This is a genomic window from Paenibacillus septentrionalis (assembly GCF_042659865.1).
Lineage (GTDB): Bacteria > Bacillota > Bacilli > Paenibacillales > Paenibacillaceae > Pristimantibacillus > Pristimantibacillus septentrionalis.
The window spans coordinates 41,229-61,218 of sequence record NZ_JBHSTE010000011.1 but is presented as its reverse complement, the minus strand read 5'-3'; the positions used below and the strand labels follow the sequence as shown (position 1 = coordinate 61,218).

Below are 19,990 nucleotides of genomic sequence, written 5' to 3'. Positions count from 1 at the left end.
TTCGTAACGCGAACGTTTTGTTTCGTGTGTCTCTCGCAATCTCTCGCGGCGACAAGAAATAATATACCACGAATCGAATGTACATTGCAAGTGTTTTTTGAAACTTTTTTATTATCACTTTATCTTTCTCTATGTACTCCATAAATATACGTGTAAGATTCTGATTCATTTACTCATTCATAACATAAGGCATTGCTTAAACAGCAAAAGCGGCTGGACTTATATCCAGCCGTTTAACAAACCCTCTCTTAATTTTCGCTAAACCAATACTTCTCAAGCTCCTCACTCGCCGTTGGCACTTCCATTCCTTGCTCCCATATAAGAATGCGATCATCCTCTGTGCCATAATACCAAGACATTTGATCTGACGAATGATTCATGACTTCCAGGGAAGGTTGTTCTCCTTCTAAGCCCCCTCCTGATACGCTTAACTTCCATGTATGCTCCTCATTGGGCTTGATGCGAATAATTTGATTATGAAGCCCGTATTCAGTAGATGCCTTCCTTTTGACGATTGGACGGTACCCCAACTGATAGGAGTTACCAAATTCATCGTACGTATGAACGATACTATGAATCTCGAAGCCATCAACTGCAGTTAACCGATATGAGATCGAACCGTCAGACAACTCATATACATCTGTTACTTTGAACTTCTCCGCGGGTACCGGAACAATGACCCATTCTGAAAGAGCGATATAAGATATGATAACTATGCTGCACACCAATGTTGCAATCAGCACACCTGTTAACCAGGCGATTAGCTTTGATTTTTTCCAAGCCTTGGCTAACGACTGGATCGCCTTTACCTCCTGCTGCTCTTGCTCATTGACTGGCGGAAGCTCTATATCTTCCCGCATCTCTATAAGCATCCTTCTGCACACATCGCATTCTCGTATATGGGCCTCGACTAATTGGTTGCTTTGCTCACTGCACGCCTTGTCCACGTATAACGGCAGTATATCTTGAACAACTCCGCACGCCTGATCTTCTGTTTTATTCACTTATGATCTAGCCTCCTTTAGTTTTTCTTGAATTCTTTGCTTCGCCCGATAAAATGTAACTCTTGCCCAGCTCTCCGACTTTCCAAACAATTGACTGATTTCTGCAAACGACAGCTCGCCGAATACTCTTAGTGTAAAAACCTCTTTATACGGCTCCTTCATTACGTGCAAAATCTTATGTACACGTAAAGCCTCCTCTTTTTGCAGGATTAACTCTTCTTGCCCTCGCCCACCAGCAAGCGTGTTTTCTCCCAGTTCAGTCCACTCGTGTGTCTTCGATTGCTTCGCGTGATAGCTGTAAAATGTGTTTTTAGCAATTTGGCACAACCAAACATTGAGCTTGCATTTGCCTTGATATGTGTCAATATGTTTCAAAGCCTTCAAGAACGTCTCTTGCGTTATCTCTTCGGCAACATGCTCATCTCTGCACATCGCATAAATAAAACGATACACATCCTTAAAATGAAGCTGATAAATCGATTTAAAGTCGGTCAGATTCTTACCTCCTTTCAGCAAGCACGCTTGGAAATTGCGAGATGATATATATAAGACTGTGAAATTAGAATTTCGTTACAGCATCTGCAATTTTTTTGATATATGTTATTGAGGAGTCCTTAACCATACATAAATTCTGAACATTAAGCTTTGAGACAAGTGACAACCTTTATATTCTGGATTGGATTGTGACGAGCCGACATCTCAGCATTACAATACATAGGTCCAAGCTTAAACAATTCACCCAAAAAAAATTAGCGTACAATATGTGGTTTAAAGGAGCGAGCCTTCGAACTGCACAAATAAAAAAAGCGATCCAAACATCTAGATGCTTGGATCGCTTCATGTATCTGACTGCTTGTTAGCAGAATTACACTTATCTCATATGTGGGAAAAGCAGTACGTCACGAATCGAAGGTGAATCAGTCAACAGCATAACGAGACGGTCAATACCGATACCTAGTCCACCAGTAGGCGGCATTCCATATTCAAGCGCACGTAGGAAGTCTTCATCCATTTCATGTGCTTCATCATTGCCCTGCTCTTTTTCCGTAAGCTGGGCTTCAAAACGCTCACGCTGATCGATTGGATCATTCAGCTCAGTAAAAGCATTCGCATGCTCACGCGCCACAATAAACAGCTCAAAGCGGTCTGTGAAGCGCGGATCAACCTCGCTTTTCTTCGCAAGCGGAGAAATCGCAACTGGATGCCCTGTTACAAACGTCGGCTGAATAAGCGTATGCTCACAGAACTGCTCGAAGAACGCATTAACTATATGTCCAAACGACATGTGCGGTTCAACTGGAACCTTGTGTTCCTTCGCAAGCGCATGTGCTTCTTCATCACTCATTTGTACGCTGAAATCAACACCTGTTACTTCTTTAACAAGATCAACCATGCTAACTCTGCGCCACTGTGGCGTTAAATCAACCTCAACGCCCTGGTACATAATTTTCGTTGTGCCAAGCACCTCTTGTGCAATATGCGCGATCAAGTTTTCAGTCAGCGCCATAATATCCTTGTAGTCAGCATATGCCTCGTACAGCTCAATCATTGTAAATTCCGGATTGTGACGAGTAGACATCCCCTCATTACGATAAACGCGTCCAATTTCATACACTTTCTCTAAGCCGCCGACAATAAGACGTTTTAGATGCAGCTCAATCGCGATACGCATATATAGCTGCATATCTAGTGCGTTATGATGGGTAATAAATGGACGTGCTGCCGCACCTCCTGCAATGGAGTGTAGCGTTGGCGTCTCTACTTCAAGATAACCTAATGAATCTAGGTAGCGACGCATAGATTGTATAATTTTAGAGCGCGCAATAAATGTTTGCTGCACGTCTGGATTCACGATCAAGTCCACATAGCGCTGGCGATAGCGCAATTCAACATCCTTCAAGCCATGATGCTTGTCTGGCAGCGGAAGCAATGACTTGGTCAATACCTCCAGCTCCTGCACTTTAACAGAAACCTCGCCTGTATTCGTTTTGAATACTGTTCCTTTAACGCCAACAATGTCTCCGATATCAAGCAATTCGAATGCGGCAAATTTGTTAGGATCAACGGTATCTTTGCGCACATAAATTTGAATGCGGCCTGTTAAGTCTTGAATATGAGCAAAGCTTGCTTTACCCATTCCACGCTTCTGCATGATGCGGCCAGCCAAGCTAACCGATACTTGCATTTCTTCCAATGCAGGCTTGTCCACATCAGCGTATGCCTCAAGCAATTCCTTCGCGTTGTGCATACGTTCAAATTTTTTACCGAATGGATCTACACCCAGTTCTCTAAGCGAATCAAGTTTTTCGCGACGAATTTGCAGCAATTCGCTTAGCTCTTGTGTGTTGTTATCTTGTTCCAATCTACTCATCTCCTTGAATCTGGCGGTAAACGCTCAAAAAGCTTCCTTAGGGAAGCTTTCTCATGAACTCATTATACCTTATTTTTTGATATCTACAATTTTATATTGAATATTGCCGGCAGGAACGTTTACTTCTACGACCGTTCCCTTCTTCATTCCTAAAATTGCTTTTCCAAGTGGACTCTCGTTAGAAATTTTATTTTCAAAGGGATTCGATTCTGCTGTACCAACGATAGTGTAGTCTTGACGATCGCCAAATTCGAGATCCTCGACTGTTACGGTACAACCAACGCTTACTGTGTCTACATCAATTTCATCGTTATTAATAATTCTTGCATTACGAAGCATCTTTTCTAGCGTAATAATGCGTCCTTCAATAAATGCCTGTTCGTTTTTAGCGTCCTCATACTCGGAGTTCTCACTAATATCGCCATAGCCAATCGCGATTTTAATACGTTCAGCAACTTCACGACGCTTGACAGACTTTAGGTTTTCTAGTTCTTCTTCGTACTTTTTCAAACCATCTTGAGTCAGAATTGTTTCCTTATCATTCATCTTCCAAGTCCCCTGTCATGTGACTTATTTTCATACCATGTATGAATTCACTACATCAATATAGAACAGATATGTTTGAACATGCCCGTTAAAAGTGGTTACGATATTTATATTGCAAGATTATATTGCATTAGAGAAGGATATGTCAATTGAATCTGAAAAAACAGTTAAACATCCCTGTTTTATCATGTTTACTTAGCCATTCTCCTATTTATGACCCTGTCGAACGCTTGCGGTTTTTGACGAATTCTGCTATAAGCGGGCAGAAGCTACATTTCAGCCGCTTCAGCTTCACGCAAGGAAGAGACATATTCATTTAGAATCTCGACCAGACCATCTCTGCTTGTTTCTTCCATAATTCTATCCTTCACGCGTGCAGCAGCCGGCAACCCCTTCAAGTACCATGCCATATGCTTTCTCATTTCACGTACAGCCACCCTTTCATTGCGCAGCGCAATAAGACGATCCATATGTAGCACGGCAACTTTAACCTTCTCCTCCGGAGTTGGATCACTAGGAAGCTGTCCTGATGTCAAATACTCAATCGTACGATACAGCATCCAAGGATTGCCTAAAGCACCTCGTCCGATCATGACGCCGTCAACGCCAGTTTCATCGAGCATACGACGAGCGTCCTCCGGCTCGAATACATCTCCGTTTCCGATGACCGGTATGGAGACTGCTTGCTTAACCTGCTTGATAATATCCCAGTTGGCTTTACCTGTATACAGCTGCTCGCGCGTACGTCCATGTACGCTTACCGCGCTTCCGCCAGCACGCTCAACAGCCCTTGCATTTTCAATCGCATAAATATGCTCACTATCCCAGCCAATGCGCATTTTAACTGTAACGGGCTTGTCTACGGCATCCACAACAGCAGACACCATCTCGTATATTTTATTCGGATCCAGCAGCCATCGTGCGCCTGCATCACATTTCGTTACCTTCGGTACCGGGCAGCCCATGTTAATGTCAATAATATCCGCATTGGTCTGCTTGTCTACAACCTTAGCCGCCTCAACGAGCGATTCTCGATCTCCACCGAAAATTTGCAGGCTTAACGGCTTTTCACGCTCATCTACGAACAGCATTTCCATTGTGCGTTTGTTGCCATGCAAAATCGCTTTATCGCTGACCATTTCTGCGCAAACCAGACCTGCGCCAAACTCTTTTGCAATCAGACGAAATGCAGGGTTACACACGCCAGCCATCGGTGCAAGCACAACTTGATTTTTCATCTCAATGTTACCGATTTTCAGCATGTGCTTCCTACTCCTCTCTGACTGTTACTAATTCTTCATAGCTTATATCCAGTTTATTCGCAATGAGCTTCAACAGCTTCGGATCATTTCTTCTTGTGCCGCGCTCTAATGAACCCAGCACCGCTACAGATACGCCAAGCTCTTCTGCGAGTTCAATTTGCGTGTAGCCCTTTAATTTGCGAAATGCTCTTACACGTTGGGCCAATTGATCGTTTTCCATAATGTAATGCCTTCCTTTCTTAATTGCAGTGCTTTCTTGGCAACAAGCTCAACCTCGTGGTACAGAGCATGGTCCAACTCAAGCACATCGTGGAGAGGAACTAGCACAAACGCCCGCTCCAGCATTCTAGGATGTGGCAATATCAACTGTTCAGTCTCCAATGAAACATTATCGTATAACAGAAGGTCCAAATCAATAGTTCGTGGCCCCCAGCGAACCTGGCGAACTCGTCCAAGCTCGTTTTCAATATCTAGCTGCTCTCGCAGCAGCTCTAGAGGCGATAATGTCGTCGAGACTTTGATTGCCATATTCAAAAATGCATCCTGATCGGTATATCCTACCGGATCAGTTTCATATAATGCAGATACCGCCTCAACCGATATATTCGCTCTCGCTTCTAATGCTTTAATGGCCTGCAAAAGCCATTGCTCCCGATCCCCTAAATTGGAACCGAGCGCAATATACGCAGTATGTCGATTGCTTGTATTAGACATAGTCGGCTCTCTTTCTATTCATCTCAATTGTGACACCATCAAACTGGACGTCAAACGGAGGATGCGGCTTCGTTACTCTAACCGTAACTTCATTCACAATAGTATAATGCTCCAGCACTTGCGATGCAAGGTGACCGGTTAGAGCTTCTATCAGCTTAAACGGAGGACCTTCCACAATGCCCTTTATGAACGAATGGACAGCAGAATAATCTAATGCATGGTCTAGCTCATCCGTGCGTGCAGCCTGCTGCATGTCAAACAACAGCTCCAAATCCACATAAAATTGCTGACCTAATCGATTTTCCTCAGGAAACACGCCATGATAGCCGAAAAAGCGCATTCCTTTCAATGTCATCTTGTCCATTATTTTATCTCCTTCTACATGTATAGCACTTGCTTGCACGTGCACAGTACTTAATTAATTTGTTATACGTTAGTGCGGCGATACAAGATCGCGTCAGCCAGCATCGCTGCTCTCTTCATAGCCTTAACATCGTGCACCCGCACAATTTGACAGCCTTGAGCGATACCGACAACATTGGAAGCAAGCGTACCTTCATTAGTCTCTGAAGCGTCTGTTACTTGCAAGGTCTCTCGTATAAATTTCTTACGAGATGTACCGAGCAATACAGGGTAACCTAACGCATGAATTTTATCCAAATGCGCATGTACCTCCATGTTTTGCTCGTAGTTTTTGGCAAACCCAATTCCAGGATCAAGCCAAATGTTTTCCTTCTTCACACCAGCTGCCAGCGCCAGCTCTACACTCTTCTGCAAATCAGCAATAACATCATCTACAACATGTTGATAAGATGCCTCTTGACGATTGTGATTCAGTATAACCGGGCAGTTATACTGAGCCGCCACTTCTGCCATCTTGCCATCATAGGTTAAACACCATATATCATTAATCATATGTGCACCCGCTTCAAGCGCGCGAGCTGCCGTTTCGGACTTGTACGTATCGACTGACAGTGGAACGTGAGGAAACTTTTCTGCAATTGCTTCAATGACTGGCAATACACGCTTCAATTCCTCTTCTACCGATATTGGTGTGAAGCCCGGGCGTGTTGATTCTCCGCCAATATCAATCAAATCTGCACCATCTGCAATTAGTCTTTCCGCGTGAGCAAGTGCTGTCTCTACCGTATTGTGCTTGCCCCCATCGGAGAATGAATCTGGTGTTACGTTCAATATTCCCATAATTAAGGTACGCGCTCCTAATTGCAGCGTGACCTGATTGCGAAGCTGATAGCTTCTTTTCCAGTATGTAATGTGATCCACGCTTACTAGCTCACCTCAACTTATCATTTCATTGCAGCTGCGAGATAGGCCTGCGCCAGCTGGGTGCAGATCGACCCTGCCTCAGCTTGCGACAGCGTCTGTCTGCTTCCGTCCATATCCAGCAGTGTTGTAACAGGAACAAGCTCTTGAATAGAGTTGGTGATCCATGCCTCGCTGCATGTCCACAGCTCTGCAAATGTATAATGCCCTTCCTTCACATCGTATCCATGCTGCTTTGCCAGCTCAATGACAAACTGCCTTGTAATGCCAGGAAGAATGCCTGTATCAATATGCGGGGTATGGACAACGTTATCCTTTACAAAAAAGAGGTTGCTGACAATTCCTTCTGCCAACTGCTCCTTTTCATTGACCATTAAGCCCTCTGCGCCAGCTACTGTACGATCGCCAAGCTGAAGCAGCTCGCGCTTGGCAATAATATTGTTCATATAATGGAGTGACTTGAAACGGTACGCGCCTTCAGGTGAATTACGACGAGTACGCAGCAGTTGAAGCGCTTTGCCTTTTTTCCAAGCATCCGCACTCATTACGGCAAGCGGCTTAACCATCACCACAATCGTAGGATTCGAGTAATCGTCCATAGGCAGACCAAGATCTCCAACTCCTCCGCTTACGGTCAAACGAACATAGCCCTCCTCCAGCTGATTTCGCTCTAGCAGCTCTGTTACGATCTGTTGAACGGACTCCGTTGTTAGCTCGCATGCAATACCAAGCTGACGACAGCTGTCCAGCAGCCGATTGATATGACGCTCCAGCAAAAAGCAGCGTCCATGATACGTTCTGAACGTTTCAAAAAGTCCCAGACCGTATAAAAAGCCATGGTCGTATACGGAGACCATAGCTTCTTTTGCATTCATCAATTTCCCGTTTACATATAGTGTGCGCATATCGCTCATCCGTTCCTTCAGGCTTTTACTGTACGGAGACTTAAAAAGTTTTCCAGCATCAACAAGCCATGCTCCGTAATAATTGATTCCGGATGAAACTGCAGCCCCTCAATCGGATATTCCTTATGACGCAAGCCCATTATTTCACCATCTTCGGTTTCAGCAGTAATTTCCAAACAATCCGGTAAGGATTCCTTGCGCACGATGAGCGAATGATAACGCGTTGCTGTAAATGGCGATGGCAGCCCCTTGAACAAGGATTTCCCGTCATGATGGATAAGTGACGTTTTGCCATGCATCAGCTGCTCCGCACGTACAACCTCTCCGCCAAATGCTTGTCCAATCGATTGATGCCCTAGACAAATGCCGATAATCGGAATTTTCCCTTTAAAATGCTCGATCACTTCAAGACTAATTCCGGCTTCATTAGGCGAGCAAGGTCCAGGGGAGATCATAATGTGGTCTGGCGCCAGCTCTTCAATTCCCGCAACATCAATCTCGTCGTTGCGTTTTACGACAATATCCTGCCCAAGCTGTCCAAGATATTGCACAAGGTTGTACGTAAATGAATCATAATTATCAATGACAAGAATCATCGGTATCTTCCCTTCTTTATTCAAAATGATAGGTTTCGCTATATTGAATCGCTTTCCAAAGCGCTTTGGCTTTATTTAAGGACTCGTAGTATTCCCGTTCTGGATCAGAATCAATAACAATACCCGCTCCAGCTTGAACATGTATCTTGTCCTTCTCAACGACCATCGTACGAATGATAATGTTAAACTCCATATCGCCATTGTAGTCAATCCAGCCAAGCGAGCCGGTATAAGGCCCTCGACGAACAGGCTCAAGCTCCTCAATAATTTCCATCGTTCTGATTTTGGGAGCTCCTGTTATCGTGCCTCCCGGAAATGTAGCCGCGATTACGTCAAAATGATCCTTTCCTTCAGCAAGCTGTCCTTCAACTTGCGAGACAAGATGCATGACATGGGAATAACGTTCAATAACCATCAGCTCTTCTACTTTGACTGTACCATAAGCAGACACTCTGCCCAGATCATTACGTTCCAGATCAACAAGCATAATATGCTCTGCTTTTTCTTTTTCATTGTTCATTAGCTCAGCTACGAACTGCTCTTCTTCCTCTACGGTTCTGCCACGACGACGTGTTCCGGCTATTGGTCGTGTCGCCAGCTTTCTTGCCGACTGCTCGACCAGCAGCTCAGGAGACGCAGATACAAGCTGAAACCCTGGCGTTTTAATAAAACCCATGTAAGGCGATGGGTTAAACAATCTCAACCACTCATACAGCTCTTCCGGCTTGCAGGTAAGCTCCTTCGTTTGTCGCTGAGATAGATTGACCTGAAACACATCTCCTGCTGCGATATATTCCTTAATGCGGTCAACTGCCGCCATAAACGCTTCTTTATGAAACGGCGAGGAAAGCCCCTCGACCTCCTCCACATTTATATGCAAACTGCTCTGTTCGATAAAGTCGAGCTTCCGCTGACGCTCGGCTTCCGCCGCTGCACGCTGCTGCTCGCTCTCGAACCATGTCAGCCAATAATCAGCCATACTATCAGCGTGAAGTGAAGCACGATCATAGCAGTCCTTTAGTTGTTCCGTATTCCAGCTGCTATCGATATGACGATGAACGATGCAGTAAACGGCCTTCTCCTGGTGATCGAGCACCCATATTTCATCCATTCGCATAAACAGATAGTCAGGCACATCGAGATCATGAGCTGCCACACTCGGCAATCGCTCAATGCTGCGGATAACATCATAGCCCCAAAACCCTACGCATCCACCGCTGAATTTAGGTGCTCCCTCTATTCTCGGACTGCGATATGGCTTCATCCATGTACGTACCACCTCAAGTGGCTTGCCCGACAAGGTCTGCCAAGGCTGAGCCTGATCGCTCTCCTTGTCAAATTCGATGCTGCGTGCCTCTTCGCCTGTTCCGTATACAACACTTTGAGGCGACAAGCCTAAATAGGTATAGCGCCCGACCTTGCCACTTTCGAGTACAAAGGCATAAGGAGAGGCATCCTCCCAAGCTTCCGTCCATGCAGGGACATAGCCATAGTCCGACCAATCTATTTTTTTACTGAAGGGCAGGCTGGTGTAGCCTCCTTGCTTATGCCATTGCTGCCACGCTTCCCAAGACGTTAACATGTACGATGAGCTCCTCCGATCTAGCTACTTTCGCCTAGTATACAAAAATGAACAGGAAAAATAAAGCTTTAACCTGTGTGAGCCTATTATAGCAGGTTTATAGCAGATCATCCGTTTCATCGTAATAAAAAAGTAGAGGAGCACCACATGTCATGGTATTCCTCTACCTGCTTAAATTGAATAGCTATAAAATTAATTGTCGAAGTTGAAAAGAGGCGTGCTCAGGTAACGCTCACCATTACTTGGCACGATTGCAACGACACGTTTACCTGCGCCAAGCTCTTTTGCTACTTGAAGCGCTGCATAGATCGCAGCACCAGAAGAAATACCGCAAAGAATGCCTTCTTCTTTTGCTGCACGACGCGCGTATTCAAATGCATCGTCATTTTCAACCGTAATGACTTGATCGTAAATTTCACGATTCAAAATATCTGGAATGAAGTTGGCACCAATTCCCTGAATTTTGTGCGGGCCTGGGTTGCCTCCAGATAGTAGCGGAGAAGCCGATGGCTCAACTGCATATACTTTAATGTCAGGGAAAGCATTTTTAAGCACTTCACCTGCACCAGAGATCGTTCCGCCAGTACCGATACCAGCAACGAATGCATCAAGCTTACCATCTAGAGAGTTGATAGCTTCTACGATTTCCGGACCTGTTGTTTCACGGTGAATTTTAACATTCGCCTGATTTTTGAATTGTTGCGGCATAAAGTAGCCAGGGTTTTCAGCCACAAGCTCTTCTGCCTTACGTACTGCACCGTTCATACCTTCTGAGCCTGGAGTTAGAACAAGGTTAGCACCATAAGCGCGAAGCAAATTGCGGCGCTCGATGCTCATTGTTTCTGGCATAACAAGAATTGCGTTATAGCCTTTTGCAGCTGCTACCAGTGCAAGACCGATTCCAGTGTTACCGCTTGTAGGCTCAACGATTGTGTCGCCTGGCTTAATAAGGCCTTCTTGTTCAGCAACCTCGATCATGCTGATTGCGATACGGTCCTTAACACTTGCACCAGGGTTTTGATACTCAAGCTTTACATATATTTCTGCACTGCCTTCAGGAACCAAACGATTAAGACGAACTAGGGGTGTATCACCGATAAGTTCAGTTACGCTCTGTACAATTCTTGCCATGAGAATAAATCCTCCTTATTCCGACTAATTTAGTTGGCTTTTGATACTAATATCTTATCAATGCATATACAGGTTTGTCAATATCATTGTGCAAAAAATTGGAATAATTACGGCACTATTTACGAATCACGGTTACATACTCATTAAGCAGCTGCTGTTTGACTTCAGATAGTGACCCAATCTGCTCTAACGCAAGCTGAGTTCTAGCCCATTCCCGTTGTTGCTGCTCATTTTTGGTTTTACCCTTCTCCCGACCTAACAGCTGAATAATTGCATAGCCCTCACTTGTTTCAATCGGGCCAACAATATCACCAATCTCAAGCCGCATCGCCTCATCAAGCAATGCTGAATCGTAAAAAGGATCATCACTATCAATCTCGCCCAAGCTGCCACCTAGCTCTGCGCTGTAAGGATCGAGCGAAAACTGGGAAGCCAGCTCTGCGAATGACGCTCCTTCCTTCAGCATCATTAACACCATATTAGCATCGTCATTGGTGGAGCATAGTATCCAGCTTAGATTCAGACGCTGCTTTGGCTCCAGCTCTGCTTGATGCTGCCGCAAGTAATCGTCGATTTGCGCTTCATCTATATTCGCCCAAGCGGATGCTATTTTGAGAAGCAACGCATGATCCCTAATATCAGCAAGGACTCTGTTTTGAGACAATCCAAGCTGATCTTTCATCGCTGTAAAGTACTGCTCCTCGCTTTCATAACCGCTGGACGCCTCAGCAAGAGCTGCCGCAAGCTCTGACGAGCTTAACGATATGCCCTGCTCCTTGGCAGCCATTTCTATCGCGCGATGAATGAGCATTTGCTCAAGGCCTTGGTCCCCGTACAGCTCAAGCAGCTCCTCGACCAGCTGCTGCTTCGTTATTTCCTGATCTGCAATTACCGCGATGACCTCATCCTTATCTGCACCCGATACAGGGATTTGCTGTGTATCATTGTTATCCTCTCGTGTGGTCATATAAGGAAAATAACTCCACATGACAACAACAGCAAGAGCCACCATCCCTAACGCTTGTAATATGATAACAATCTTTAACACATCATATTTCTTCATTACCGGTCAATCCTTATGATGATCTTGCTTGATCTCTTAATTGCTCTAACTGCTCTTTGTCAAAATAGTATTTCTCATTGCAGAAGTGACATACCAGCTCTGCATGTCCGTCTTCTTCAATAATGGATTGTAGATCTGCTGCTCCAATACTGAGCAGCGTAGTGCTTACTCGCTCTCTTGAGCATTTGCACTGAAAACGAAGCTCCATCTCATCATGGATCGTATAATCCTCGCCTACTAGTCGCTTAATCATACCTTCTGGCGTTTCTCCCTGATTAAGCATCGTCGTAACATGAGGCAAAGCAGCTACTGCCTTCTCCAGCTTATCCAGCTCTTGATCGGACAATCCTGGCATAACCTGCACAATAATGCCGCCTGCATGCAGTACGGAGTTGTCTACATCAACAAGCACGCCAACGCCTACTGCTGATGGGGTTTGTTCAGAAACTGAAAAATAATAAGTAAAGTCTTCTCCAAGCTCGCCCGAAACAATGGGAACGCTACCGCGATACGGCTCCTTCAAGCCCAAATCCTTCGTCACATAAATGTTGCCTGATGTTCCGACGGCGCCAGCAACATCCAGCTTGCCTTGTGCATTGCTGCCGTGATGCGCCTGAGGATGATCGACATAGCCGCGAATCTCGCCATTGGCGTTAGAATCAACGACAATTTGTCCAATCGGACCATCGCCTTTAACTTGTATCGTTAGTCGCTCATTGCCCTTAAGCATGGCGCCCATAATAGCTGCAACTGCACTTGTACGCCCAAGTGCCGCTGTTGCCGTTGGATACATGTTATGGCGAACCCGCATTTCCTCTACGATATTGGTCATTCGCGTCGCGAATACACGCAGCTTCCCGCCCCATGCTGTGCCGCGAACTAATATGTCTTTTAATTGTTCAGCCATTTCATCACTCCTGGTTTCGTTCGTATATAATGCGCAAGCCTTCCAGTGTAAGCATGGAATCCACTTCCTCCAGCGTTTCAGACTCGGCAACAATCAGCTCCGCTAAACCACCGGTTGCAATTACTCTAGGCTGCACGTTGAATTCTTTTTTTATGCGATTCACAATACCATCAACCTGCCCAACATACCCGTAAATAATACCTGCCTGCATAGAGGTAACAGAGTTGCGGCCTACTACGCTTTTGGGCTTGGTCAGCTCAATGCGTGGCAGCTTAGCTGCACGCTGATATAGTGCTTCTGTAGATATGCCTATCCCCGGTACAATTGCACCGCCGAGATAATTGGCATCTTCATCTATATAATCAAACGTTGTTGCCGTTCCAAAGTCAACAACAATAAGCGGTGCTCCATACTTTTCAATCGCTGCAACAGAATTCACAATGCGATCTGCGCCTACCTCGCGAGGGTTTTCATAGCGTATATTCAAGCCAGTTTTAATTCCTGGCCCAACGACCAACGGCGTTTTTTTAATGTATTTCAAGCTTAATTGCTCTAACAGTCCCATAAGCGGCGGTACAACAGATGATATTGCTACACCTTCTACACTGCTTAAGCTTAAACCTGCATATTGGAATAAATTATGGATCGTAATGCCGTATTCATCTACCGTACCTGAGCGATTCGTACTAATTCGCCAATGATGCAATAATTCCTTGCCTTGATATATGCCTAGCACGATGTTCGTATTGCCAACATCTATGACTAAAATCATGCTGTTGCTCCACCCTTCTTCTCGTTCAAGTCTAGACTGATATCCAATGCTTGAAAAGAATACGTTAATGCTCCAACTGAAATCACATCGACACCTGTTGCGGCTTTTTCATAAATCGTCTCGAGCGTGATGCCGCCAGAAGCTTCTACTATAACATGTGGAGATTGGGCTTTAATATACGCTACCGCTTCTTTCATCTCAGCAGTCGTCATATTGTCGAGCATAATAATATCTGCTCCGCATGCAAGCGCCTCATCAATCTGCGCGATGGATTCCGTCTCGACCTCGATTTTCATCGTGTGCGGGATAGCCTTTCTAGAAGCCTGTACAGCAGCGGTTATGCTGCCAGCACCTTTTATATGATTATCCTTAATCATAACCGCATCATACAGGCCGAAGCGATGATTGTGTCCGCCACCAACACGCACCGCATACTTCTCCAGCATCCGATGACCTGGGGTTGTTTTTCGTGTATCGACCAATCGAGTTGGCAGCCCTTGCAAGGCTTCAACATAACGATTCGTCTTCGTAGCGATTCCTGATAGACGCTGCATTAGATTGAGCGCCAAACGCTCGCCTGTCAACAAGCTTCTTGCACTGCCTTCCACTTCAATAATAACCGTTCCTTTTGTTACAAATTGACCATCTTGTGCAAGCGCATTAAAAGCTAATGACGCATCCACCACTTCAAATACAAGCTTGGCTATCGGAACACCAGCTAAAATGCCGTCTTCCTTCATATGAATGATTGCTTTAGCTTGTGCGCTTGCAGGAATGGTCGTCTCTGTCGTAATGTCTCCACTGCCTATATCTTCTGCCAGCCAGCTGCGAATTTGCTGCTTCAATTCTTCAGAATAGCCGCCTGTCGTCCATTCATACATACTCGATCCACTCCTCTAATTGTCCTTGCTCGCGATTCATGATTGTATGATTGCACCAGCGCAAATCATCACGCTGCGGAAAATCCTCACGATAATGTCCGCCTCGGCTTTCCTCGCGATACAATGCTGATGTCGTTGCAAGCAATGCACAGGTTAGCATATTGGCAAATTCAAACTCCTCGCGTTCCATAAGCACAGTATCAAAAATAGCACGTTGGCGGTTAAGCTCATCCAAGCCACGCTGCAAACCTGCACGATTGCGTTTTAGTCCCGTATAACGCACCATCACCTTTTGAAGCTTTAAGCGGCGTTCAACAAAGGGCTGCATGGCATGCGGCTGACGATTTGTCGTATAGACAACGGATGGAGTGTCCTGCAGCGGTGAAAGTGCTTCGATACGATCCACTATTCTCTTGCCGAAAACAACCGCTTCGGAAAGCGAGTTGCTCGCCAATCGGTTTGCGCCGTGTACACCCGTTGAAGACACTTCACCACATGCAAATAAACGCGTGATGTTTGTTTCCCCATTAAGATCCGTCTGTACACCACCCATCAAGTAATGCATAGCTGGTGCAACCGGAATCCAGTCAGACGTAAGATCAAGACCATAATCTAGACAAAATTTGTGAATCGTAGGGAAGCGATGCTTGATGAATTCCTCCGACTGATGCGTAATATCGATATAAACAAAGGTAGACTTTGTTTCCTCCATCTCGCTCACAATTGCTCTTGCTACAATATCTCTCGGTGCCAGCTCAAGCTGCTCATGATAGTTTTGCATAAAACGCTCGCCTTTAATATTACGCAAATACGCTCCCTCGCCGCGAACCGCCTCAGAGATTAAAAAACGTGGTGCGCCTGGATAGCACAACGCAGTAGGGTGGAACTGCATAAATTCCATATCGCGAATATTCGCACCAGCGCGGTATGCCATCGCAACGCCGTCTCCTGTAGCAACCTCTGGATTTGTGGTATACCGATACAATTGCCCAGCACCGCCAGAGCACAATACGGTTGCCTTGCCGCGCAAAAACAAACGCTCACCATTGTTTTTCTGAACGAGTGCACCGTAGCAGATGCCTTGATCCGTTACAAGATCGATTACAAAATGATTGTCCCATACATCAATGCCAGGGGTAGCAATCGCTTTTTCTGAAAGTGCACGAACAATTTCATAACCAGTTGCATCACCATTGGCATGCAAAATTCGCCGTTGACTATGTGCGCCTTCCTTCGTCAGCGCATACGTGCCGTTTTCAATATCAAATTGCGTACCCATCTGAATCAAATGCTCGACTCCGAGCGGCCCCTCGTGTACAAGTACATCAACCGCAGCATGATCACATAAGCCCGCACCAGCCATTAACGTATCCTGCAGATGGTATTCAGGTGAATCATCCTCTGATATTACAGCCGCTATTCCACCTTGCGCGTATCGCGTGTTGCTGTCCAGCAATGATTTCTTTGTAACCATGACAACAGATTGTGTTTCGCTTGCTCGAAGCGCAGTAAATAAGCCGGCTATTCCAGCTCCAATTACGATTACATCTGTATCTATAACAGGCAATTGATTAAGATCGATATCCACTAAATATCTAGGTATCACCGTTATGCCCTCCATCTTCCCTTAAGAATAGGAAACACGCATGCTACTTGACTAGTAGCATGCGCTCCAAAGATTGACGCGCCTGGTCAGCGATTTGCGGCGGTACATAGATTTGTGGCTGCATCGTCTCAAGACACTTAACCAGTTTCTTCAAGTTATTAACTTTCATATTTGGGCAAACCAAATATTTAGATGCAAAATGGAACTTCTTATCCGGGCTATCAAGGCGAAGCTGGTAGCCTGTTCCGTCCTCTGTGCCTACAATAAACTCCTGACATGGCGACTCTTTGCAGTATTTAATAATCGCTGTTGTGCTGCCTACGAAATCACCAAGCTCTACAACCTCTGGACGGCATTCTGGATGCACGACGAACTGCGCATTCGGATACTGCGCTTTCATCTCCTCAACATCCTTAACCGTCAGCATATCGTGCGTATTGCAATACCCTTCCCAAATAATCATTTTCTTGTCGGTATGCTGCTGAACATAGTGGCCAAGGTTTTTATCTGGAACCCAGATAACCTCATCACCCTCTACAGAATTCACAACCTTCACCGCATTAGCAGAGGTACAGCAAATGTCTGTTTCAGCTTTAATCTCCGCTGATGAGTTAATATATGTTACGACTGTCGCATTTGGATGCTGTGCTTTAAGCTTGCGCAAGCCGTCCACATTAACCATATCTGCCATTGGACAGCCTGCACGCTCATCCGGGATAATGACGGTTTTGTTCGGAGCTAAAATTTTAGCGCTTTCGCCCATAAAATGAACCCCGCAAAATACGATAACCTCTGCATCAGTTTGAGCAGCTTTTTGTGCCAGCAAAAATGAATCTCCTCGAAAATCTGCAACTTCCTGAATTTCATCGCGCTGATAATAATGCGCTAAAATGATTGCGTTACGTTCCTTTTTAAGCTCCATCAGGCGTTCACGCAGCAAACGGTTTTGTTCCTGCTTGCGTTCAAGCGCTAAAGTTTCCATCATGATCCACTCCTTATATATGCAATGAATGTCATAAATAACGACTTTGTGAAATCGTGCACTTACTTTTCAAGTCGATCCCTCTAAATGCTGATGATTGTGAACAATTTCTAAATGATTCAAGATTAAATTTACATGGGTTATTGGTTCATGTCAATGGAATTGGGCGCAAATGTTCATCATTCTTTAACAAATCTTTTTCAAGTGGCCTTATTTTATGTATGAATAAGAAAAAAACTGTATTCAACTTACTTGTCGCCAAGAAGCTGAATACAGTTTTTATTTATTCTTATGATTCTTTTTTATTCGTATCGTCTGGAGCCGGCTTTTCTTCAACAGCGCCCTGCTCTGCATTCGGTTCGTTTTGGTCGCGAGTTTGAATGCGAACCTTTACGTCACCGATCTCATCCACGACAACTGGCTCTGAAGTCAATTCAGCAGGAGCGTCATCATTTGACGATGAAGCACCACCATCGGAAAACGGCTCAGGCAGAACACCTTTTTCAAGCAGGGATCTGATTTGATCGATTTCCAATGTTTCTACATCAAGCAATGTTTTTGCGATCAAGTGCATCTCATCACTTTTCTCTTGCAGAAGCTGTTTCGTACGCTCATAGCAATTATTAATGATCGTTTGCATTTCTTGATCGATCTCGTAAGCGATCTGATCAGAATAGTTCTGCTCATGACCAAGGTCACGTCCAAGGAACACTTGCCCTTGAGAATTACCAAACTGCATCGGTCCTAAGCGATCACTCATACCGTATTCCATAATCATGCTGCGGACAATGCCTGTTGCTTGTTTAAAGTCACTGTATGCACCCGTTCCGATTTCACCGATAAACAGCTCCTCCGCAACACGACCTGCAAGCAATCCGCATACGCGGTCAAGCAGCTCGTTCTTCGTTACGAGCATACGGTCTTCCTTCGGAAGCATAATGACGTACCCACCCGCACGACCGCGAGGGATGATCGTTACTTTATGAACCTGATCTGCATGCTCCAAATAATAGCCTGCAATCGTATGTCCTGCTTCATGATATGCGACAATGCGCTTTTCACGATCGCTGATGACACGGCTTTTCTTCTCCGTACCTACAATAACGCGATCGATTGCATCATCGATATCAACCATGTTGATCTCTTTTTTATTTCGACGAGCAGCAAGCAATGCTGCTTCGTTCAATAGATTCTCAAGATCAGCGCCACTAAAGCCAGTTGTACGCTTTGCAATGACATCAAGCTTCACGTCATTCGTGAGTGGCTTATTGCGTGCATGTACCTTAAGGACTGCCTCACGACCTTTAACATCTGGACGATCGACTGTAATTTGACGGTCAAAACGTCCCGGACGCAAAAGTGCAGGGTCAAGAATATCGGCACGGTTGGTAGCAGCGATAATGATAATGCCTTCATTTGCGCCAAAACCGTCCATTTCAACGAGCATTTGGTTCAAGGTTTGCTCGCGCTCATCATGTCCACCGCCTAGACCAGCTCCACGCTGACGACCAACGGCATCGATCTCATCGATAAAGATAATACAAGGCGCATTCTTCTTAGCGTTCTCGAATAGATCACGCACACGCGATGCACCGACACCGACAAACATCTCAACGAAGTCGGAACCGGAAATACTGAAGAATGGAACGCCTGCTTCACCTGCAACCGCACGCGCAAGCAACGTTTTACCTGTACCTGGAGGACCTACAAGAAGTACCCCTTTCGGAATACGAGCGCCTACCATATTAAACTTGCGCGGGTCCTTCAAGAAATCAACGACCTCGACAAGCTCTTGCTTCTCCTCATCGGCTCCAGCAACATCCTGGAAGGTAACGCGTTTCTTTTCTTCATTATAAAGCTTCGCACGGCTCTTACCAAAGTTCATCACCTTGCCGCCGCCGCCTTGTGCTTGATTCATTAAGAAGAAGAATAGAATGAAAATCAACACGAACGGAATCATCGTAATTAAGAAATTAGACCAGAAGCTCGGTGTTTTCATCTTCTCATAATTCAACGTAAAGCCGTATTGCTGCCTTAAATCCTCGATCTGTTCGGGCGAGTAAACCCCACCACGGGATGTAAAGGTTTGACTGCTGCCATCAGCTGGCGCATTCTTATACTTACCAGTTACAAGATAGGACTGATCCTCAAACCGCAGCGTTAATTCGTCCACATTACCGGATTCAATTGCTGTAATAAGCTCATCGTATCTCAAAGGCGTGGAAGAATCACCTGTATTCGTGATGTAATTATAGATCCCAATTGTAACTAAAAAAATAATTAAATAATAACTTGAATTACGGATGAACCGTTTCATCCCCTACCTCCTCTCAGACGCTTAAAATATTTTACCATAGCATGACTTTCCATCACAATAGAGGCTG

The 19,990-nt window shown here is 45.2% G+C and carries 20 protein-coding genes; all 20 read right to left on the bottom strand.

Annotated features, from left to right (window positions below; genetic code table 11):
- Positions 1 to 248: 248 nt before the first annotated feature.
- Positions 249 to 1,004, bottom strand: a complete 756-nt coding sequence (locus ACFP56_RS21385; RefSeq protein ID WP_379238481.1) for a zf-HC2 domain-containing protein — start codon at positions 1,002 to 1,004, stop codon at positions 249 to 251.
- Positions 1,005 to 1,520 carry an RNA polymerase sigma factor gene (locus ACFP56_RS21380; RefSeq protein WP_379238479.1) on the bottom strand — a complete coding sequence of 172 codons (516 nt, stop codon included), beginning with the start codon at positions 1,518 to 1,520 and terminating at the stop codon, positions 1,005 to 1,007.
- A 355-nt stretch (positions 1,521 to 1,875) separates the two neighbouring features.
- Positions 1,876 to 3,375, bottom strand: a complete 1,500-nt coding sequence (gene lysS, locus ACFP56_RS21375; RefSeq protein ID WP_379238477.1) for a lysine--tRNA ligase — start codon at positions 3,373 to 3,375, stop codon at positions 1,876 to 1,878.
- Positions 3,376 to 3,444: 69 nt separating this feature from the next.
- Positions 3,445 to 3,921: a transcription elongation factor GreA gene (gene greA, locus ACFP56_RS21370; protein ID WP_379238475.1), complete on the bottom strand. Its 477-nt coding sequence runs from the start codon at positions 3,919 to 3,921 to the stop codon at positions 3,445 to 3,447.
- A gap of 269 nt (positions 3,922 to 4,190) precedes the next feature.
- Positions 4,191 to 5,183, bottom strand: a complete 993-nt coding sequence (gene dusB / locus ACFP56_RS21365) for a tRNA dihydrouridine synthase DusB (RefSeq protein ID WP_379238473.1) — start codon at positions 5,181 to 5,183, stop codon at positions 4,191 to 4,193.
- 7 nt (positions 5,184 to 5,190) lie between these two features.
- On the bottom strand, positions 5,191 to 5,403 hold the full coding sequence (locus ACFP56_RS21360) for a helix-turn-helix domain-containing protein (RefSeq protein WP_379238471.1): 213 nt from the start codon (positions 5,401 to 5,403) through the stop codon (positions 5,191 to 5,193).
- Positions 5,373 to 5,897 (bottom strand): 2-amino-4-hydroxy-6-hydroxymethyldihydropteridine diphosphokinase, encoded by a 525-nt coding sequence (folK, locus tag ACFP56_RS21355; protein ID WP_379238469.1) that lies wholly within the window; start codon positions 5,895 to 5,897, stop codon positions 5,373 to 5,375. Before folK ends, ACFP56_RS21360 begins: the two co-directional genes overlap by 31 nt.
- Positions 5,890 to 6,261, bottom strand: coding sequence for a dihydroneopterin aldolase (gene folB, locus ACFP56_RS21350; protein WP_379238467.1), 372 nt, complete (start codon positions 6,259 to 6,261; stop codon positions 5,890 to 5,892). The genes folK and folB overlap by 8 nt, the downstream gene beginning before the upstream one ends.
- A 62-nt stretch (positions 6,262 to 6,323) precedes the next feature.
- Positions 6,324 to 7,181: a dihydropteroate synthase gene (gene folP / locus ACFP56_RS21345; protein WP_379238465.1), complete on the bottom strand. Its 858-nt coding sequence runs from the start codon at positions 7,179 to 7,181 to the stop codon at positions 6,324 to 6,326.
- 23 nt (positions 7,182 to 7,204) lie between these two features.
- Positions 7,205 to 8,095 carry an aminodeoxychorismate lyase gene (gene pabC, locus ACFP56_RS21340; protein WP_379238463.1) on the bottom strand — a complete coding sequence of 297 codons (891 nt, stop codon included), beginning with the start codon at positions 8,093 to 8,095 and terminating at the stop codon, positions 7,205 to 7,207.
- 8 nt (positions 8,096 to 8,103) lie between these two features.
- Positions 8,104 to 8,682 carry an aminodeoxychorismate/anthranilate synthase component II gene (gene pabA, locus ACFP56_RS21335; protein WP_379238461.1) on the bottom strand — a complete coding sequence of 193 codons (579 nt, stop codon included), beginning with the start codon at positions 8,680 to 8,682 and terminating at the stop codon, positions 8,104 to 8,106.
- A gap of 16 nt (positions 8,683 to 8,698) precedes the next feature.
- A complete protein-coding gene (locus ACFP56_RS21330) occupies positions 8,699 to 10,264 on the bottom strand; it encodes an anthranilate synthase component I family protein (RefSeq protein ID WP_379238459.1) in 1,566 nt (521 codons plus the stop codon).
- A gap of 192 nt (positions 10,265 to 10,456) precedes the next feature.
- Positions 10,457 to 11,395: a cysteine synthase A gene (gene cysK, locus ACFP56_RS21325; RefSeq protein WP_379238457.1), complete on the bottom strand. Its 939-nt coding sequence runs from the start codon at positions 11,393 to 11,395 to the stop codon at positions 10,457 to 10,459.
- 115 nt (positions 11,396 to 11,510) lie between these two features.
- The gene (locus ACFP56_RS21320) at positions 11,511 to 12,458 is read right to left on the bottom strand and encodes a peptidylprolyl isomerase (RefSeq protein WP_379238455.1); all 948 of its coding nucleotides are present in this window, start codon (positions 12,456 to 12,458) and stop codon (positions 11,511 to 11,513) included.
- 13 nt (positions 12,459 to 12,471) lie between these two features.
- Positions 12,472 to 13,365 carry an Hsp33 family molecular chaperone HslO gene (gene hslO, locus ACFP56_RS21315; RefSeq protein WP_379238453.1) on the bottom strand — a complete coding sequence of 298 codons (894 nt, stop codon included), beginning with the start codon at positions 13,363 to 13,365 and terminating at the stop codon, positions 12,472 to 12,474.
- 4 nt (positions 13,366 to 13,369) lie between these two features.
- Complete coding sequence (locus ACFP56_RS21310; RefSeq protein ID WP_379238451.1) at positions 13,370 to 14,137, bottom strand: type III pantothenate kinase; 768 nt, start codon at positions 14,135 to 14,137, stop codon at positions 13,370 to 13,372.
- Positions 14,134 to 15,018, bottom strand: coding sequence for a carboxylating nicotinate-nucleotide diphosphorylase (gene nadC, locus ACFP56_RS21305; RefSeq protein WP_379238449.1), 885 nt, complete (start codon positions 15,016 to 15,018; stop codon positions 14,134 to 14,136). The genes ACFP56_RS21310 and nadC overlap by 4 nt, the downstream gene beginning before the upstream one ends.
- Positions 15,011 to 16,624, bottom strand: a complete 1,614-nt coding sequence (nadB, locus tag ACFP56_RS21300; protein ID WP_379238447.1) for an L-aspartate oxidase — start codon at positions 16,622 to 16,624, stop codon at positions 15,011 to 15,013. Before nadB ends, nadC begins: the two co-directional genes overlap by 8 nt.
- Before the next feature lie 43 nt (positions 16,625 to 16,667).
- Complete coding sequence (gene nadA, locus ACFP56_RS21295) at positions 16,668 to 17,606, bottom strand: quinolinate synthase NadA (protein WP_379238487.1); 939 nt, start codon at positions 17,604 to 17,606, stop codon at positions 16,668 to 16,670.
- 289 nt (positions 17,607 to 17,895) lie between these two features.
- Positions 17,896 to 19,923: an ATP-dependent zinc metalloprotease FtsH gene (ftsH, locus tag ACFP56_RS21290; protein ID WP_379238445.1), complete on the bottom strand. Its 2,028-nt coding sequence runs from the start codon at positions 19,921 to 19,923 to the stop codon at positions 17,896 to 17,898.
- Positions 19,924 to 19,990: the final 67 nt, after the last annotated feature.

Bases quoted from the DNA above. Each gene is read 5' to 3' on its own strand.
- lysS (WP_379238477.1), bottom strand. From the start codon at position 3,375: ATGAGTAGATTGGAACAAGATAACAACACACAAGAGCTAAGCGAATTG.
- greA (WP_379238475.1), bottom strand. From the start codon at position 3,921: ATGAATGATAAGGAAACAATTCTGACTCAAGATGGTTTGAAAAAGTAC.
- ACFP56_RS21330 (WP_379238459.1), bottom strand. From the start codon at position 10,264: ATGTTAACGTCTTGGGAAGCGTGGCAGCAATGGCATAAGCAAGGAGGC.
- dusB (WP_379238473.1), bottom strand. From the start codon at position 5,183: ATGCTGAAAATCGGTAACATTGAGATGAAAAATCAAGTTGTGCTTGCA.
- folB (WP_379238467.1), bottom strand. From the start codon at position 6,261: ATGGACAAGATGACATTGAAAGGAATGCGCTTTTTCGGCTATCATGGC.
- cysK (WP_379238457.1), bottom strand. From the start codon at position 11,395: ATGGCAAGAATTGTACAGAGCGTAACTGAACTTATCGGTGATACACCC.
- pabC (WP_379238463.1), bottom strand. From the start codon at position 8,095: ATGAGCGATATGCGCACACTATATGTAAACGGGAAATTGATGAATGCA.
- ftsH (WP_379238445.1), bottom strand. From the start codon at position 19,923: ATGAAACGGTTCATCCGTAATTCAAGTTATTATTTAATTATTTTTTTA.
- ACFP56_RS21320 (WP_379238455.1), bottom strand. From the start codon at position 12,458: ATGAAGAAATATGATGTGTTAAAGATTGTTATCATATTACAAGCGTTA.
- ACFP56_RS21360 (WP_379238471.1), bottom strand. From the start codon at position 5,403: ATGGAAAACGATCAATTGGCCCAACGTGTAAGAGCATTTCGCAAATTA.
- ACFP56_RS21310 (WP_379238451.1), bottom strand. From the start codon at position 14,137: ATGATTTTAGTCATAGATGTTGGCAATACGAACATCGTGCTAGGCATA.
- folK (WP_379238469.1), bottom strand. From the start codon at position 5,897: ATGTCTAATACAAGCAATCGACATACTGCGTATATTGCGCTCGGTTCC.
- pabA (WP_379238461.1), bottom strand. From the start codon at position 8,682: ATGATTCTTGTCATTGATAATTATGATTCATTTACGTACAACCTTGTG.
- hslO (WP_379238453.1), bottom strand. From the start codon at position 13,365: ATGGCTGAACAATTAAAAGACATATTAGTTCGCGGCACAGCATGGGGC.
- nadA (WP_379238487.1), bottom strand. From the start codon at position 17,606: ATGGAAACTTTAGCGCTTGAACGCAAGCAGGAACAAAACCGTTTGCTG.
- nadC (WP_379238449.1), bottom strand. From the start codon at position 15,018: ATGTATGAATGGACGACAGGCGGCTATTCTGAAGAATTGAAGCAGCAA.